At 64.4% G+C, this 17,004-nt stretch carries 16 protein-coding genes and 1 pseudogene; 10 read left to right on the top strand and 7 right to left on the bottom strand.

Annotated elements, in window-relative coordinates; genetic code table 11:
- The first annotated feature begins 15 nt into the window (after window positions 1-15).
- From GVL61_RS08045 to GVL61_RS08035, 3 genes are all read left to right on the top strand, one after another.
- Window positions 16-1,194 carry an aromatic ring-hydroxylating dioxygenase subunit alpha gene (locus GVL61_RS08045; protein ID WP_159978759.1) on the top strand — a complete coding sequence of 393 codons (1,179 nt, stop codon included), beginning with the start codon at window positions 16-18 and terminating at the stop codon, window positions 1,192-1,194.
- Between the two features lie 78 nt (window positions 1,195-1,272).
- Complete coding sequence (locus GVL61_RS08040) at window positions 1,273-2,064, top strand: sugar phosphate isomerase/epimerase (protein ID WP_159978758.1); 792 nt, start codon at window positions 1,273-1,275, stop codon at window positions 2,062-2,064.
- The gene (locus tag GVL61_RS08035) at window positions 2,061-2,432 is read left to right on the top strand and encodes an EthD domain-containing protein (protein ID WP_159978757.1); all 372 of its coding nucleotides are present in this window, start codon (window positions 2,061-2,063) and stop codon (window positions 2,430-2,432) included. Before GVL61_RS08040 ends, GVL61_RS08035 begins: the two co-directional genes overlap by 4 nt.
- A gap of 88 nt (window positions 2,433-2,520) precedes the next feature.
- On the opposite strand, the gene GVL61_RS08030 is transcribed toward GVL61_RS08035, so the two are convergent.
- From GVL61_RS08030 to GVL61_RS08010, 5 genes and pseudogenes are all read right to left on the bottom strand, one after another.
- Window positions 2,521-3,024 carry a VOC family protein gene (locus GVL61_RS08030; RefSeq protein WP_159978756.1) on the bottom strand — a complete coding sequence of 168 codons (504 nt, stop codon included), beginning with the start codon at window positions 3,022-3,024 and terminating at the stop codon, window positions 2,521-2,523.
- Between the two features lie 60 nt (window positions 3,025-3,084).
- Window positions 3,085-4,703, bottom strand: a pseudogene (locus tag GVL61_RS08025) (FAD-dependent oxidoreductase).
- 176 nt (window positions 4,704-4,879) lie between these two features.
- Window positions 4,880-5,671: an SDR family oxidoreductase gene (locus GVL61_RS08020; protein WP_159978755.1), complete on the bottom strand. Its 792-nt coding sequence runs from the start codon at window positions 5,669-5,671 to the stop codon at window positions 4,880-4,882.
- A 97-nt stretch (window positions 5,672-5,768) separates the two neighbouring features.
- Window positions 5,769-6,587, bottom strand: coding sequence for a glucose 1-dehydrogenase (locus GVL61_RS08015; RefSeq protein WP_159978754.1), 819 nt, complete (start codon window positions 6,585-6,587; stop codon window positions 5,769-5,771).
- On the bottom strand, window positions 6,584-7,363 hold the full coding sequence (locus GVL61_RS08010; protein WP_159978753.1) for an SDR family NAD(P)-dependent oxidoreductase: 780 nt from the start codon (window positions 7,361-7,363) through the stop codon (window positions 6,584-6,586). Before GVL61_RS08010 ends, GVL61_RS08015 begins: the two co-directional genes overlap by 4 nt.
- A 144-nt stretch (window positions 7,364-7,507) precedes the next feature.
- On the opposite strand from GVL61_RS08010, the gene GVL61_RS08005 reads away from it, so the two are divergent.
- Both GVL61_RS08005 and GVL61_RS08000 read left to right on the top strand, forming a co-directional pair.
- Complete coding sequence (locus GVL61_RS08005) at window positions 7,508-8,941, top strand: SRPBCC family protein (protein WP_159978751.1); 1,434 nt, start codon at window positions 7,508-7,510, stop codon at window positions 8,939-8,941.
- A gap of 4 nt (window positions 8,942-8,945) precedes the next feature.
- A complete protein-coding gene (locus tag GVL61_RS08000) occupies window positions 8,946-9,728 on the top strand; it encodes a ThuA domain-containing protein (protein WP_159978749.1) in 783 nt (260 codons plus the stop codon).
- Window positions 9,729-9,864: 136 nt separating this feature from the next.
- Here the strand turns inward: GVL61_RS08000 and GVL61_RS07995 are convergent, their stop codons facing one another.
- Complete coding sequence (locus tag GVL61_RS07995) at window positions 9,865-10,986, bottom strand: acyl-CoA dehydrogenase family protein (protein WP_159978747.1); 1,122 nt, start codon at window positions 10,984-10,986, stop codon at window positions 9,865-9,867.
- 151 nt (window positions 10,987-11,137) lie between these two features.
- On the opposite strand from GVL61_RS07995, the gene GVL61_RS07990 reads away from it, so the two are divergent.
- Window positions 11,138-11,911: a LuxR C-terminal-related transcriptional regulator gene (locus GVL61_RS07990; RefSeq protein WP_159978745.1), complete on the top strand. Its 774-nt coding sequence runs from the start codon at window positions 11,138-11,140 to the stop codon at window positions 11,909-11,911.
- A 42-nt stretch (window positions 11,912-11,953) separates the two neighbouring features.
- A complete protein-coding gene (locus GVL61_RS07985; RefSeq protein ID WP_159978743.1) occupies window positions 11,954-12,406 on the top strand; it encodes a GNAT family N-acetyltransferase in 453 nt (150 codons plus the stop codon).
- 28 nt (window positions 12,407-12,434) lie between these two features.
- On the opposite strand, the gene GVL61_RS07980 is transcribed toward GVL61_RS07985, so the two are convergent.
- Window positions 12,435-14,063 (bottom strand): GMC family oxidoreductase, encoded by a 1,629-nt coding sequence (locus GVL61_RS07980; protein ID WP_159978741.1) that lies wholly within the window; start codon window positions 14,061-14,063, stop codon window positions 12,435-12,437.
- 173 nt (window positions 14,064-14,236) lie between these two features.
- Between GVL61_RS07980 and GVL61_RS07975 the strand changes: the two genes are divergently transcribed.
- Genes GVL61_RS07975 through GVL61_RS07965 form a run of 3 tightly spaced genes read left to right on the top strand, consistent with a single transcriptional unit; the run spans window position 14,237 to window position 17,000 of the window.
- Entirely contained in the window at window positions 14,237-14,632 is a 396-nt protein-coding gene (locus tag GVL61_RS07975) for a Zn-ribbon domain-containing OB-fold protein (protein ID WP_159978739.1), read from the top strand.
- Window positions 14,629-15,792 (top strand): thiolase family protein, encoded by a 1,164-nt coding sequence (locus tag GVL61_RS07970; RefSeq protein ID WP_159978737.1) that lies wholly within the window; start codon window positions 14,629-14,631, stop codon window positions 15,790-15,792. The genes GVL61_RS07975 and GVL61_RS07970 overlap by 4 nt, the downstream gene beginning before the upstream one ends.
- Complete coding sequence (locus GVL61_RS07965; protein WP_159978735.1) at window positions 15,792-17,000, top strand: acyl-CoA dehydrogenase family protein; 1,209 nt, start codon at window positions 15,792-15,794, stop codon at window positions 16,998-17,000. The genes GVL61_RS07970 and GVL61_RS07965 overlap by 1 nt, the downstream gene beginning before the upstream one ends.
- Window positions 17,001-17,004 lie beyond the last annotated feature (4 nt).

Below are 17,004 nucleotides of genomic sequence, written 5' to 3'. Positions count from 1 at the left end.
AATCGGGAGAAGACCGTGGAACGCGTGAAGCGCATTGGCGACGTGGCCGAGATCATGCTCGACTATGTCGAGAACAAGAAGACTTACCAGACCGACAGTCCGCTCCGGGTGCCGACCAGCACCTATACCGACAAGGACCAGTTCAAGGCCGAGATGGAGCTGGTTTTCAAGCGCGTACCGCTGATGCTGGCCTTCACCGCCGAGCTGCCGAACCCCGGCGACTACAAGGCGATGGACACGGTCGGTTCGCCGGTTCTCATCAACCGCGACAAGCAAGGCAAGGTCCGCGCTTTCCTGAACGTATGTTCGCATCGGGGTGCGCCTGTGGCGCCGGACGGCACGGGCAACTGCGCGCGCTTCACCTGCAAGTACCATTCGTGGACTTACGGACCCGACGGCAAGCTGATCGGCATTTCCGAGCCGGGCACTTTCGGACAAGTCGACAAGAGCCGGATGGGCCTGCGCGAACTGCCCTGCGAGGAACGCGGCGGCATGATCTTCGTGTGCCTGACGCCCAATGCGCCGATCGATCTCGACAACTATTTTCAGGGCTATCTGGAAGATTTCGAGGCGCTCGACTTCGCCAACTGGACCTATCTCGGCAACCGCACGATCGAGGGCGCGAACTGGAAGATCGCCTTTGACGGCTATCTTGAGGGCTATCACTTCAAGTCGCTGCACCCGGAAACGATCTTTCCGCGCACGCCGTCGAACTGCACGCATTACGAAGGCTTCGGGCCGAACATCCGCATCGGCTTCCCGCAGCACACCATCGCCGAGCAACTCAAGGACGTCCCCCGCGAGGAATGGGGCAACCGCGAGAATTACGGCTACGATTTCGTGCGTATTTTCTTCCCCAACGTGTCGATCTTCATCGCACCGGAAATTACCCAGGTCGCGCAGCTGTTCCCCGGGCCGACGCCGGACCGCAACCGAACCGTCCTCAACTACCTGCGCCGCAATCCCATCAAGGACGAAGCGGACCGCGAGGGGGCCGAAGCGGCGATGAACTTCTTCCGCGACGTGACTTACGAGGAGGATTACGTCATCGGTCTGGAGATCCAGAAGGGCCTCGAATCCGGCGCTCATGACGACCTTACCTTCGGCAAGAACGAGCGCGGCAACCAGTACTTTCACGAATGGCTGAACTGGTATCTTGAGGATGACGCCTCGGCGCCCCAGCCGCAGATGTGAGAATATGCGCCGGGCTGCGCGCCTGCCCTTCGCGGCAGGTGCGCAGCCCGGCGTTACGGCCGCCTGGGAGAAGCCATAATGCACAAGTTGTCTCTGGCATCGGGGGTATTGCCCGAGTTTGGCGCTGTCGATGTGGTCGAGGCTGGCGCCGCTGCCGGCTTCGATGCGGTTGGCCTGTGGGTCGATCCGCTGGAATGGACCGCGCAGCATACCCGCGATACCCGCGCAGCATTGGCGCGTACCGGGCTGCCGGTTCTCGATGTCGAGGTGGTGTGGATCAGGCCCGATACGAAGCTGGACGATCACCGCAAGGTGCTCGACGTTGGGGCAGAGTTGGGCGCGGCGAACGTGCTGTGTGTGTCTTCCCACCCTGATGTCGGCGTTACGGTGGAGGAACTGTCGGCGCTGTGCCGCCATGCCGAAGGTTCAGGAATGCGCGTGGCGCTGGAGTTCGGCGTTTTCACCGAGGTGAAGAACCTGACCCAGGCGCTCGGCGTGCTGGACCGCGTGGGACACCCGTTGCGCGCCGTGCTGGTCGATCCGATCCACGTCGACCGTTCGGGCACCACCATCGAGCAACTGGCGGCAATCGATCCAATGCTGCTGCCCTACGCCCAGATCTGCGACGCGCGCGCCGAGCGGCCTGATCCGGCCGACTTCGACGCCGTCATCATCGATGCCATCGACCTGCGGGAGCAGTGCGGGGAAGGCGTGCTGCCGCTTGCGGGAATGCTGCAGGCGCTGCCGGCGGGCATTCCGCTGTCGATCGAACTGCGCTCGGCCGCTTTGCGCGATGCGTTCGCGCACCCGGCCTTGCGGGCCAAGGCCGTGCTGGATGCAACACGCGGCTGGATGGAGACGCTGGCATGACAGTGACTGTGATTACCCTGCTCAAGCGGCGCGAGGGCATGAGCCCGCAGGATTTTCGCGCCTATTACGAAAGCAACCACAGCAAAATCGGCGAGGCCGTACTGTCGGGCTATGCTACCCGCTACGTGCGGCGCTTCCTGATGCCGACGGACGGCATCGACCAGCCCTTCGACTACGACGTGGTGATGGAGATCGACTTCCCCGACGAGGCCACCCGCGATGCCTGTTTTTCTTCGCTGGGCGATCCCGAAACGCTGGCGATGATCGTGGAGGATGAGGAAAAACTGTTCGATCGCAGCCGGATCAGGACGTTCAGCGTAACACAGAGTGCGTCGAAGATGCCGCCCGTCGGCCTTGTCTCGCGCTGAGTTGGTTCCGCCGATCCCGACGAAGGCTGGGATTGCCCGCCGCATAACTGCGCTATCGCTGTGAGCGCTTACTGAAGCGCCTGATTGCTCAGATCGGCAGGATCTCCGGCGTTTCGTGGATTTCCAGGATCTCGAACACATTGCCGAAGAAATCGCGGCAATACGTTCCCGCATAGCCGTGCTTCACCCCGTGTTCGTCCACGGTGATGTTTTCCAGCATCGGCGGCGTATGGACCGGCAGGCCCGCCGCGACGATGCGGTCGTGGACGGCGGTAATGTCCTCCACCTGCAGCGCTATATGGGTATAGCCATATTCGTTGACGCCCCGGCGCGGGTCCTGAGGGGCCTGCTTCGGCGCGTTGTACTGGAAAACCTCGATCTGCACGTTGCCAAGGCGGCAGAAGAACTGGTCGGCGGCGCTGCCTTCAAGGCCTACGACCTGGTCGATAAAGGGATTGTCGGCCCAGCTCAGCGGTTCGACCTCCTCGACCGCGCCCAGCACGTCGAGGTAGAATTCGCGCGCCTTGCCCAGATCCGGCACGGAGACACCGATGTGGTGGACGCCGATGACGCCGGGAAGTTTGCGGGTCATGGTCCGCTCTCCTCAAATAGAGTTTACGGGCCGCCGGATGACGGCCCGTCTGGTTTGCAATCAGGCGGAAACTTCTGCGGGGCTTTCCGCCCCCACATTGCGCTGTGCGGCGTGTTTTCCGGCAAGGTAGCCGAAGACCATGCCGGGGCCGAGCGTGCCGCCGCCGCCGCCGTAAGTCATGCCCATCATCGAACCCATGGCATTGCCGGCCGCATAAAGTCCGCCGATCGGCTTGTCGTCCAGATCGATGACGCGGCCCAGCGTGTCAGTCTTGGGGCCGCCTTTGGTGCCCAGCGCGCCGGACTTGACCTCGGCCGCGTACCAGGGGCCGCCTTCCAGCTTGCCCAGGGTGGCTTCCTTGTGGCCCTTGTGATCGGGGTCGCCCCAGTAGAGGTCGTAGTAGCTGTCGCCCCGGCCGAAATCCTCGTCCTTGCCGGCATCTACCATGCCGTTCCAGCGCTCCACCGTAGCTTCCAGCGCGCCGGATGGGATGCCCAGCCGGGCTGAGAGTTCGTCCAGCGTATCCCCGCGCGCGATCCAGTCGGCGGGTTCCTTGCGGTGTTCGCCTGGATCGCCGACGCCGATGAGCTGCGTGTCGAGGAAGCCCCACTTGTCGTAGAAGCTCTGGTTGAACACGCACCATGCGGGCAGGTTCGCCCAGGAACAGGAGTTCAGATCCTGGACGTGGAACGCGGCGCCGAAGGCGTTGTAATTGGCGGCTTCGTTGGTGAAACGCTTGCCCGCCTTGTTTACCATGATGGTGCCGGGCAGGGTGCGCTCTCCGGTGAACAGCATCCGGCCCATCGGGTTGAGCGGGGCCTCCACCACTGGCATCCACCACGCCTCGCGCATGGAGGAGAGCATCGCGCCTGCCTTCATCGCCATGCGCAGGCCGTCGCCGGTATTGGTGCGGATGGAAACCGGCGAGGTCAGCGGGCCGCGCAGGAAGGCGGTCTTGAACGCCTCGTTATGCTCGAACCCGCCGGTGGCGATCACGAGGTTGGTGGTCTTCAGGGCGGTGCCATCGTCCAGCGTCACGCCGGTGATCGCGCCGTTCTCGATCACCAGATCCTTGCCGCCGGTGCCCAGCAGGAATTCCACCCCCCGGTCGAGGCATCCGCGCAGCAGGCGCCCGACCAGCGAGTGGCCGAGGCCGCGCTCGTCGTTCTCGGTGCGGCGTTTGGCTTCCTCTGGCGGAAGCGGGTCGGGCACGGCCTGCGCCAGCGAAGTTTCGCCGACGGTGAAGTGGACATGCGGCCAGTAGTAGGGGGAGACTTCCACCTTGTCCCGCCATTCGCCCAGTTCGCTATAGGGGTAGACGGGGCATTCCAGCGTGCGGCCACCGCGGCTGGCAGCGCCGGGCTGCTCGGGGTGATAGTCGGGGAAGTGCGGCACGGCCATGAACTGCACGGGCGTATTGGCTTCGAGGAACGACACCATCTCGACGCCGCCATCGACATAGGCTTCGGCCATTTCGGGTTCGATCAGTCCGTTGGACATCGATGCCAGATAAGTCAGCGCCTTGTCGCGGCTGTCCTCCTTGCCGAATTCCTTCTGGTGCGGGTTGCAGGGAATCCAGATCTGGCGCCCGACCACGCGGAGGTGCCGCCCAGTTTCTCGCCCTTTTCGACGACGAGGACTTTGGCGCCGTGTTCGGTCGCCGTCAGTGCGGCGGTCATCCCTGCGGCGCCCGAGCCGAGTACGACGAGATCGTAACTAGCTTGCATGGTGCTGATCCTCTCCGAGCGGCCGATATTTTCCCGGCCTGCCTGTTGGTGGGACGGAGCCTAACGCGCCGTCCCTATTTGCAACCACTGCTTTAAATAACAGGCCCGGCTTTATTCGGGCTTGATTGTCATACCTGGCTGAACCCTCCGTCCATCACCAGTTCGTCGCAGGTCATGAAGCTGGATGCGCTGGAGGCGAGGAACACCACGCCGCCGGCCATCTCATCGGCCCTGCCAAGGCGGCCGATGGGGTGGGACGCGTTGACCGCCGCCAGCGAGGCTTCGCGCGAAGGCGATGCGCCCAGTTCGATGTAGCGGTCCATGATCGAGCCGAGCATCGGCGTGTCGATCCCGCCCGGATGCACCGAGTTGACGCGAATGTTGTATTTCAATGCGGCGAATTCGGCGCCCAGACACTTGCTGAGCATCTTGATCGCCGCCTTGCTGACGCAATAGGCCGCATTGAACGCTGCCCCGCGAAGCCCGCCGACGCTGGAGAAGTTGATGACCGAAGCGCCGGAAGCACGCGCCTTGCCGCCTTCCTTCAGCAGGTCGAGCATGACCTGCGTGCCGATGATCGCCGAATCCACGTTGATCGCATTGACCTTGTGGAATTCGCTGAGCGGTGTGTCCTCGAACTTGGTCACGATCGAGAAGCCGGCGTTGTTCACGAGGGCGTCGACGCGGCCGTATTTTTCGCGCACCAGCGTTTCCACCGCGCGCCAGTCGGTCTCGCTGGTGACGTCGTGTTTGAGGTAGTGGTCGGCGCCTTCGATTTCTGCCCCAAGATTTTCAGTGTCTTTGAGGTCGGTGGCGATCACGATGGCGCCCGCCGCCTTCATGGCCTTGACGATCTCGCGGCCGATGCCGCCAGCGGCGCCGGTGACGACCGCGATCGTGTCGGGAAGGGCGATGGTCATTTCAGGGTCTCCCGGTGGCTTCTAGGTGCCGTTAGGTGTCGTTCAGTTGCCGTCATTGCGAGCGTAGCGAAGCAATCACGAGAGAGAGGTCGTCACATCACTGCGCGGTCCAGCCGCCGTCGATGACCAGCTCCGCGCCGGTCATGTAGGAACTGTCGCTACCGGCGAGGAAGAATACTGCGCTCGCCAGTTCCGACGGATCTGCAAGGCGGCCGATCGGCGTCTTGCTGGCCATCATGTCGACGAGGTCCTGCGTTTCCTTGGCCACGCCCTTGTCGACCCAACGCTGGAAGCCTTCCTGCAGCAACGGGGTGATGACGAAGCCGGGGTGCAGCGAATTGGCGCGGATCGGCATTCTCTTTTCGGCGAATTCCAGCGCGATCGACTTGGTGAACAGCCGCACCGCGCCCTTGCTGGCGTTGTAGCCGGACACTTCGCTCATGCCGACAAGGCCCATGATCGAGCTGACGTTGATGATCGAGGCGCCGCCCTTAACCTCCGCGCCGCTGGCTTCCATCAGCGGTACGAACGTGCGCGTGCCGAGGAACACGCCGTCGACGTTGATGCTCATGATCCGGCGCCAGCCCTCCAGCGAGGTGGTGGCAACGGGGCCGGTCAGGTCGATGCCGGCATTGTTGACTAGGATGTGCAGTTTGCCATGACGCTCGGTCACTGCGGCAAGCACCTTGGCCCAGTCTTCCTCGCTGGCGACGTTGGCCTGCACGTAGCTGGCCGCCTGGCCTAGCCGGGCGAGGGTGGACGCGGCAGCTTCGCTGTCGGGGGCCTGAAGATCGGTGAGCACGACTTCGGCGCCCTCCGCCAGAAACCGCTCGACGCAGGCGAGGCCGATGCCGCGCAGGCCGCCCGAAACGAGGGCGACGCGGCCCTTGAGGCGCAGTGAGCCCAGGTCCGTCATACGCCGTTCATCCCTGCGGTGGACGCACCGTCCATGGTGAATTCGCTGCCCGAGCAGAACTGAGCCTCGTCGCTGGCGAGCCAGGCGACCATGCCGGCCACTTCGCCGACAGCGGCCATGCGGCCCATCGGGGAAAGACCTTCATACGCGGCGCGCGTGGCGACGGGATCGCCCGACTTGTTGATGAGGTTCACGATCAGCGCCGTTTCCACGACGCCCGGCAGAACGGCGTTGACGCGGATCTGGTACTTCCTGTTGCCCGAATGGACGGCCGCAGCCTTGACCAGTGCGATCACGGCAGACTTCGACACCGAATAGGCGACGAAATTGCCCATCGCCCGGTGGGCGTTCATCGAGGAATTGACGATGATCGAGCCGACCGGCCCTTCCGGGTTCTTGGCCATGGCGCGCATCGCGTGCTGCACGGTGAGCATCACGCCGGTCAGATTTACGCCGATGACGTTGTTCCAGCCCTCGATCCCGATGTCCTCGATGCTGCCGTCGCCGCTTTCCGTGCCGGCATTGGCGAAAGCGATGTCGAGGCGGCCGTGCTGGCCGAGGATGTCAGCCATCAGGCCTTCCCAGGCGGCCGCGTCGGTGACGTTGTGCTTGACGAACCGCGCGCCGGTGGCGGCGCACAGTGCATCTGCTGCGGCCTGATTGGAGCCGGTGAAAATAACTGTCGCACCTTCGGAGCACAGGCGCTCCACGGTGCCGGCGCCGATGCCGGAGGTTCCTCCGGTAACGAGCGCGACCTTGCCTTCAAGCCGCTTCACGGCATTCTCCCAATGACCATTGGCGCCCAACATGGCGCTTCCTGACTCCGCGACAACCTATGATTTTGAGCAAGGTGACTTGGCACCCGCAAAGGTCCAGACAGGGTCCAAACAGGAAATCCGTGCTTGGGAGATTTGATAGCAATGGCTGACCGAGACCCCGAAATCGCCATGAAATTGGGCGAAGATCGCAGCGAGGGCATCAGCTGGGCCGAACTCATGGCCCTGGATTCGCGTACCCCCCCGTCGATCCTGACGGAAGAGAGCTATACCTTCCGCGGCTCCGAGCCGATTCCGGCCGAACGCTACACCGGCGAGGAATTCGCGCGCCTCGAACGCGAGCGGATGTGGCCCTATGTGTGGCAGTTCGTAGCCCGCGAGGAAGACCTTCCCGAAGCCGGCGACTATATCGTCTACGAGAACGCCGGTCGGTCCTTCCTAGTTACCCGTCAGGACGACGGTTCGATCCGCGCGATGCACAATGTCTGCCTCCACCGTGGCCGTAAGCTGCGCACCGAGGAAGGTTTTGCGGACAAATTCGTCTGCCCGTTCCACGGTTTTGCCTGGAAGAAGGACGGCAGCTTCGATTCGATGCCCTGCCAGTGGGACTTCCCGCACCTGGAAAAGCAGAACCTCGACTTGCCGGAGGCCGAAGTGGGCCGCTGGGCGGGCTACGTGTTCATCCGCGAGGAGAAGGGCGGCCCCAGCCTTGAGGAATTCCTCGCGCCGCTGCCTGATCACTTCAAGCGCTGGCGCCATGAGGAATGCGCCAGCGTCATGCGTGTCGCCAAGGAGGTGCCTGCCAACTGGAAGGTCGTGATGGAGGCCTTCATGGAGGCCTGGCACACCATCGTGACGCACCCGCAATTGCTGCCGTTCACCGGCGATTCCAATGCCGCCTACTGGACCTGGGGCGACAACGTGAACGTCAACCTCGTTCCCTTCGGTATCATGAGCCCGCACATTCAGGAGGGCCAGGGCGAGCAGTGGATCGTCGACGAGTTCATCAAGTACAACGGTCGCTCTGGCGACAACTACGAGGGTGAGGCCCACGCCAACCCGATGGCGATCACCGTGCCCGACGGCATGACAGCCCGCGCCGCGCTGGGTGAGGCCATGCGCACTGCCTATGCCGAAAGCACCGGCTACGATCACAGCCACGCTACCGACGCCGAACTGCTCGACGGGCTGGTCTACAACGTGTTCCCCAATTTCGCGCCCTGGGGCGGCTACATGCCGAACATCGTCTATAACTGGCTGCCCGGCAAAACGCCCGACACCTGCATCATGGAAGTGCGCATCCTGGCGCGCATTCCGAAGGGTCAGCCGATCCCACGCGGTGCTCCGCTCAAGATGCTGCGGCTCGACCAGAAGTGGACCGAAGCGCCGGAACTGGGCATTCTGGGCGACGTGTTCGAGCAGGACATGGATAACCTTCCCTACGTCCAGCAGGGCCTCCACGCCTCGAAGACGGGCAAGGTGAACCTTGGCAACTATCAGGAAATCCGCATCCGCCAGTTCCAGGACACGATGATGAAGTACATCGAGGGCGAACTCGGCGGATCGAAGGAAGCCTGACAGCATGAGCGAAGCTGGAAACGAGGTGGCAAAGCCGCCGCGCGTCAACTGCGTCCTCGTGTGCGGGGGCGTGTGGCACGACATGGACTTCGCCCGGCTGGAGCTGCTCAAGCTCCTGGGCGAAGATCCTTCCGTGCGTACCCGCGTGTTCGAGAACTACGAGAACCTCGACGCTTTGCGCGAGGCGGATATTCTCATCACCTATACCTGCGACGTCACGCCTTCGCTGGCGGCGCAGGAAGTGTTGCGCGACTGGCTGACTGCCGGTGGGCGCTGGTATGCGCTGCACGGCACCAATTCGGTGCTGCGCCTGCTTTCCGAAGGGCCGGACAAGGGCCTGTGGGATGCGCCTCGCTGGGCGCCGCTGTTCATGGATATGCTCGGTTCGCAGTTCATCTCGCACCCGCCGATCGCGCCCTATACGGTGACGGTCGCCGATCCGAGCCATCCGCTGGTGGCGGGCATCGAGCCATTCGAGACGACCGATGAACTCTACCACATGGAGACTCACGGCGATCTTCACGTCCTGCTCGAAACCGACTGCACGGAGGAAGGCACCGGCTTCGTCGAGGCCAGCGACGCGCTCGGCAAGCAGCCGGTGATGTACTTGAAGGACCATGGCAAGGGCGGCGTGCTGTACAACACGCTGGGGCATTGCCGGGGGCATTACGACCTCCAGCCGATGCTCGACTGGTGGCCCACGGTGGACCGCTGCGCCTGGGATCTTCCGGTGTTCTACGATCTGTTGCGCCGGGGTGTCGGCTGGCTCAAACAGCGTGAGCGGTAAGGAGGTCGCCGGCTGATTTGCCGGCGGATTTCTCGTCCAACCGCCTCGCCGCTTGGCAGCCTTCATCGGCAATGAACAAAAAGAAGGGGGCGATCCGAAACCGGAGCGCCCCCTTGTCAGGTGTGGATCTGCAATCTCAGTTGAGTAGCCCGGCGTAGCGGTCGAGCGCTGCCAGCGGCCCCTCGGGCCAGCGCGAGAGCACCAGCAGGCGCTTGTGTCCGCCGCCGATCGCCAGTTCGTCGGTAACGCCCATGCCGCCGTGAAACTGGATCATCTCATGGCCCAGTTCAACCGAGGCATCGGCGATGAACGCCCGCGCACCCTGAACGGCATTCGCAAATTCGTCGCTCTGCCAGGAAACCAGCGCGAGATTGAGCAAGGCGCGGCTCTGCTCGATCACGGCGTACTGCGCGACCATGCGGTGCTGTATCGCCTGGAACGCGCCGAGCGCCGAGCCGAACTGGTCGCGCGTGCGCAGGTAGTCGATGGTTTCGTGCAGCAGCCGCTCCATGATGCCCAGTGCCTCGGCGCTGCGGGCGAGGGCGGCGAGGTCGCTGGCGGCGGCGATGGCGGCAAGGCCGTCGTCACCGAGCTTGTGGCTTGCGGGCACGACAACGCCTTGGAGGTCGAGCGAGGTGGCGACGCTGCCGTCGGCCATCGTCCAGTCTCGCGTGGAGGCGCCGGGCATGCCAGCCGGTACGAGGAACAGCGCAACCCCGTCTGCATCGCCGGGCTTGCCTGAAAGACGCGCCGAGACGATGTAGCCGTCCGCGCCGCCGCCGACTGCGCAATAGGGCTTGGCACCGGACAGGCGATAGCCATCATCTTGCGCTGTTGCCGAGGTTTCCACCCACACCAGCCCGTCGCGCGCGCGCGCTTCGGCGTGGGCGAGGGCGAGGCGTTTCTCACCGGTCATCAGCGCTTCCAGCCAATCGCCCTGCAGGGCTTCCGGCGCGGCCATGGCGAACAGGCGGCCGGCCATCACTACGGCTTCGGCCAGCGGTTCGACGACGAGGCCGCGGCCAAGTGCTTCGAAAACAGTGGCAATTCCCGTGGCATCGAGGCCAAGCCCGCCCAATTCCTCGGGAAAAGGCGCTGCGATCAGGCCAAGTTCGCCGAGCAACTGCCAGTTGGCGCCTGAGAACCCACCGGGCTCGCTAAGGAACGCGCGGCGGCTGTCGTGGTCGTAATGGTCGGTGACGAAGCGCTCGGTCAGGGCCTTGAGCATTTCCTCGTCTTCGTTGAGATCGAAGTTCACATTCCACTCCCGGTTATATGGCCGGGTCTACCACCAAGCGGGCACGCGTTACCGCTGCGCAAAAGGCTAGTCATAAAAACGCGCTAATCCTGCGTTTCAAGCGATTGTGCCGCCAGAATCGCCGGGCTAAGAAGAAGGCGAGAGGACCAAAATGCCACTTTTGTCACAGGAAAACATCGACGCCGTCAGGGTCAAGTCGCCCGAAGGCATCCGTTCCGCCGCCGAGGCGCTGCACCGCATCGCCATGGACAACGGCATGCGCGCGGCCCCCGCTCACGATATCGCCGACAAGCGCACGCCGGTCGATGCCGAAGGAAAGATGCTGGCGACCGAGGTCTTCGGCTGGGGCGACGAGGACCGGGTGTGGTGGCGCAATTCGCGCATCGCTCTCGATTCCCCGCTGACCACTGCCTGCCGCTTCGAAAGCCTGCCGTTCTGGGCCAATGCCGAGGGTTTCCGTACGCGTGAACCAAACGCTTACCTGGCCTCGATCGAAATCGGCAACTTCGAACAGCGCGCCATGACCCGCGCTGCCATCGGGGTGCCGGTGCACCTGCCGTTCGGCCAGATCGGCGCGGTCAGCTTCAATCCGCTCGACAAGAGCAAGACCGACCTGACCGAGGAATTCGACCTGCTCTCGGACGCGCTCGGGCTTTATGCGCGCACGTTCATCGCGACTTATGTGCAGGTCATGGGTTCGACGCAGGCGCTGCCGCCCGAGTCCCGTCTGTCCAAGCGCGAGGTCGAGTGCCTGCGCTGGGCGGCGATCGGCAAGACCGATCTGGAAATCAGCATGATCATGTCGCGCAGCCGCGCGACGGTGCGTTTCCACATCCACAATGCGGCCACCAAGCTCAATGCCGTGAACCGCAGCCAGACTGTCTTCAAAGCGGCGCAGCTGGGCTATATCTCGCTCCAGACCTGAGGGGGCCTTCAGCGCATCATGCAAATCCTGAAGGATCACGAGTTGGAAATCAGGCTGGACGATCCGGCGGCATCCCATGTGTCCGACCTTCTCGCCCATCACCTTCGCGAACTGCGCAGCGTCATGGGGGAGCATGCCTTTGCCCTCGACGCGAGCGGGTTGTCTTCACCCGACGTCACCTTCTGGACGGCATGGCGGGACGGTGACCTAGCCGGTTTCGGTGCGCTCAAACAGCTTGAGGCGGGCCGGGGCGAAGTGAAGTCGATGCGCGCGGCGCCCTCGGCACGGGGAACGGGTGTCGGCCGTGCGCTGCTGGGGCATATCGTTACCGAGGCAAGGGCGCGCGGATACGAGGCGCTTCATCTGGAGACCGGCACGGCCGATCTCCACGCCCCGGCGATCGCGCTTTACCGCCGCTCGGGGTTCGTTTCGTGCGGGCCTTTCGCGGATTACGATGCCAGCGAGCACAACCAGTTCATGGTGCTGACGCTTTGACGTCGCGTTCCTCCCCTTGCAGGGAGGATCAGCCCCTGTCTTCCAGCATCAGTTTCGCGCCGCGCAGGCCCACCGCCATGGCCGGCGCATTGGTATTGCCGGTCACGTGCCAGGGCATGATCGAGCAGTCCGCCACGCGCACGCCTTGTACTCCGTTCACCCGCAGGCGCGCATCGACCACGGCGTCCGCATCCGCGCCCATGCGGCACGAGCGGATGGCGTGGAGGCCGCAGCTCGACAGGTTGCGGAACATCGCCAGCACGTCTTCGTCGCTCTCGACCTGCGCGCCGGGCACCAGTTCGGCGCCGATCATCCGACCCAATGGGCCCGCGCGCATATAGGCGCGCATCCGGCGGACCATGGCGATGGCCGAGGCCTTGTCGTGCTCCGTCGTAAGGAAATTGTGGTGGATGTCGGGCAGGTCGTCTGCTGACGGGCCGGTCGCCCGCACGCTGCTCTCGCTGGTAAGGCGCAGGAGCTGGCCGTAGATGGTGACGCCGGGCTTTGGGTCGATCTTGTCGAGCGGGACCGGGTCCTTGTCGTCGCCGACCTTGAAGGTATAGCCGCCGAGGTAGAACTGCGCGTCGGTGCGCCCGTCCGGGTGGGCGACGTTGCAGAACGCGCCGATCTCGAACGGGCCGGTGGCGAGTACGCCGTCATGGCGCAGGAGATAGCGCAGCATCGCCAATGCGGCACCGATGCCGAAGAAGCTCTTGTTCGTACCCTTGCCGCGATCCAGCCGGAACGGCATCGAGATCGAGAGGTGTTCGATCATCTTCTCGCCGACGTCCGGCGAATGGGCGACGAGGGGAATGCCCGCTGCCGCCAGCCGGTCCGCGTCGCCTATCCCTGAGCGCTGCAGCAGCAACGGGCTTTCCATGGCGCCCGCGCTCACCACGATCTCGCCCGCACAGTCGAAACGCTGGCGGCGGCCGTTCACGGTAACGTCGAGGCCGACGGCCCGGGTGCCCTCGAAGACGATTCGCTGGGCCATCACGCCGGTCAGCACCGTGACGTTGGGCCGCCCCCGCGCCGCTGCGAGGTAGGTGCGGGCGGACGAATCGCGCTTACCGCCGCGGATATTGTGGCTGTAGTAGCCCACGCGCGGTCCCGGCGTCCCGTTGAGATCGTCGACGCGGGCAAGGCCCATCGCTTCACCGGCCTCGATCATGCGCTCGGCCAGGGGGTACTTGAAGCAGGCCGGATCGACGCGCACGAGGCCTCCGCTGCCGCGCATCGACGATGGTCCGGCGGCGTGGTCTTCCAGTTCGAGGAAGGCCTCGGTCATGCTGGCACCGTTCCAGCCGGTGGCACCGGCTTCGTTTTCCCATGCGTCGTAGTCGGCTTTTTCGCCCCGGCTCCAGATCATGCCGTTGATCGAGGACGAACCGCCAAGGCCCTTGCCGCGTATCCAGACTTCGCCTCCGGGCGAATTGCTGCCCGGATCGCGCGGCTGGGAGACGGCGTAGGCCCACATGTGTTCAGGCTTCTTCACCAGCTTGGCGACACCCTTGGGCAGGGTCACCCAGAAGCTGTCGTTCTCGCCGCCGGCTTCCAGCACGAGGACCTGCGCCTTGCCGTCCGCGCTCAGGCGTTCGGCCATGACGCATCCAGCCGAACCGGCCCCTACGATGATATAGTCCCACTGCCTGGCCATGTTGCTCGTCTCCCGCTGCGCCGGGTTTTCCCGAACATACCCCGGGTCGCACGAACTAGCGCAATGACTACCCTAGCGTTTTGGTGAGTCACAATGCCGGGGCAGGCAGGCTTAAACCGTTCTCATGACCGGATATCAATACCGGCCAAGTTTGTATGGGAAGCGGGAGCAAGATGCGCGCGATTGCAACAGGGCTGTTCACGGACGAGGCCGAGCCGCGCCTGATTGGTGGCAAGGACCGGGAAACCGGCCGCATCGTCTTCCCGTGCCCATCCGCCACGACATATGAACCCGTGCCCCTTTCGCGGGAGGGATCGCTGTGGTCCTACACCGTGCAGCGTTATCGCCCCAAGACGCCGCCTTACGCGGGGCCTGAGGCTTTCGCGCCCTGGGTGGTCGCCTATGTCGAGCTGCCCGGCGAGGTCATCGTCGAGGCGCCGCTTTACGGCGTTGCCTTCGAGGACGTGAAGATCGGCATGGCGGTGCGTTTCGCACCCGCGCCGCTGAACCCCGAGGATGCAGACAGCGTCTTCATCCCCGCATTCCAGCCCCATGGAGACGCAGCATGAGCGGTGACGTGTGCATCGTCGGCATCGGCATCCACCCGTTCGGGCGCACCGATGGCCTGTCCGGCGTGGATCAGGGCGTCTTCGCCGTGCGTCAGGCCCTAGTCGACGCCGGGGTGGATTGGCCGCAGGTCCAGTTTGCCTATGGCAGTTCTGACGCGGCGGGTAATCCCGACACCATGGTCGACCGCCTCGGCCTGACCGGGATGCAGTTCATCAACGTGCGCAACGGCTGCGCGGCGGGCGGGTCGGCGCTGTTTTCCGCGCAGATGGCGATCAAGTCGGGCGAGTTCGACATCGGCCTCGCGGTCGGCTTCGACAAGCATCCGCGCGGCGCCTTCAATGCGTTGCCAGCTGAATACAACCTGCCCGACTGGTACGGCGAGATGGGCCAAATGGTCACCACGCAGTTCTTCGCGGCCAAGATCATGCGCTACATGAGCATGTTCGGGATCTCGCAGGAGACGCTGGGCCGGGTGGCGGAAAAGGCGTTTCGTAACGCCGTCCACGCGCCCCATGCATGGCGCCGCCAGCCGGTCGCGCTGGAGGACATCCTTGCCGCGCCCTTGGTCAGCGATCCCTATACCAAGTACATGTTCTGCTCGCCCGCAGAGGGCGGCGTTGCGCTGATCCTCGCCAGCGAGAAGAAGGCGCGCGAACTGGGCAAGCCGCTGATCCGCCTCAAGGCTGCGACCATGCGCACCCGCCCGCCCAGCAGTTTCGAAGTCTTCGCGCCTTCGGTCGACGTGGTGGCGGACGATACCCGCCCGCGCGGCACGGCCTCGCGCATCGCCTCGGCCGACGCCTTCCGCCTTGCCGGTATCGGCCCGGGCGACATCGACGTCGCCCAGCTTCAGGACACCGAGGCCGGCGCCGAGATCATGCATATGGCCGAAAACGGCTTCTGCGCCGATGGCGAGCAGGAGAAGTGGCTGGCCGAGGGCCATACCGAGATCGGCGGCGCGCTGCCGGTCAATACCGATGGCGGCTGCCTCGCCTGTGGTGAGCCGATCGGCGCATCGGGTCTGCGCCAGGTCTTTGAAAACGTAGTGCAATTGCGGGGCGACGGCGGTGGCCGTCAGGTCCCGAACTCGCCGAAGACGGCTTACAGTCACGTCTACGGCGCGCCGGGCGTCTCCGCCGTCACCATTCTGGAACGCTGATGGATATCGAACTTTCCCCGCAAGACGCCGCTTTCCGCGACGAGGTCCGCACCTTCCTGCGCGATCATCTGCCTGCCGACGTGAAGGCCGGCGCGGCGGCGACCCCATCCGTTTTCGTCGAGCCGGAGATCGGGCAAGTCTGGAACGGCGTGCTCAACAAGAAAGGCTGGCTGGGCTACCAGTGGCCTGCCGAACACGGCGGCACCGGCTGGACCCCGCTGCAGCGCTACCTGTTCGAGAAGGAGTGCGCCGCCGCCGGCGCGCCCAACCTTACCGTCCTGGGCCTCAAGCTGCTCGCTCCGGTGGTCTACAACTTCGGCACCGATGCACAAAAGGCGCAGGTCCTGCCGCGCATTCTCTCTGGCGAAGACTACTGGTGCCAGGGCTTCTCCGAGCCGGGCGCAGGCTCCGACCTTGCCAGCCTGAAGACCCGCGCGGTACTGGAAGGCGATCACTACCGCGTCACCGGCTCCAAGATCTGGACCACCCACGCCCACCATGCCAACCGCATGTTCACGCTGGTCCGCACCAATACCGAGGTGAAGAAGCAGGCGGGCATCTCGTTCCTGCTGATCGACCTCGACAGCCCCGGCGTTTCGGTGCGCCCGATCCTGACCAATGCCGGCGACCATGAGGTCAACCAGGTGTTCCTCGAGGACGTGATCGTCCCGGCCGAAAACCTCGTCGGCGGCGAGGGGCAGGGCTGGACCATCGCCAAGTTCCTCCTCGAAAACGAGCGCGGCGGATCGTGCCACGCCCCCAAGCTGGGCTACGATCTCGACCAGATCGAGGCCGCTGCGAAGCTGGAAAGCGACGGGAAGGGCGGCGCGCTGTCCGACCAGACCGACTGGCGGCGCCGTGTCGCCAAGGCGCGGCTTTCGGTCAACGCGCTCGAAATGATCGAACTGAAGATCATTTCCGAGATCGCCAAGGGCCGCAAGCCCGGCCCGCAGACCTCGCTGACCAAGCTGCTCGCCTCCAACCTGCGACAGGACATCGATCTGCTGGCCGTGGACCTTTACGGCCCCGCCGGTCTCCAGCTGGAAACCGCGCGTCCGCTATACGGTGACAATGCGCCGCAGGGCCTTCACTCCAAGGGAGCGCAAGTCGCTTCCGCGCGCTATCTCAACAGCCGGGCCTGGACGATCTTTGGCGGGACCAACGAAATCCAGAGCACGATCATCGCCAAATCGGTGCTGGGCCTGTGACGCT

Source organism: Novosphingobium sp. 18050 (assembly GCF_902706195.1).
GTDB lineage: Bacteria > Pseudomonadota > Alphaproteobacteria > Sphingomonadales > Sphingomonadaceae > Novosphingobium.
This window is presented reverse-complemented; position numbering and strand designations above follow the sequence as displayed.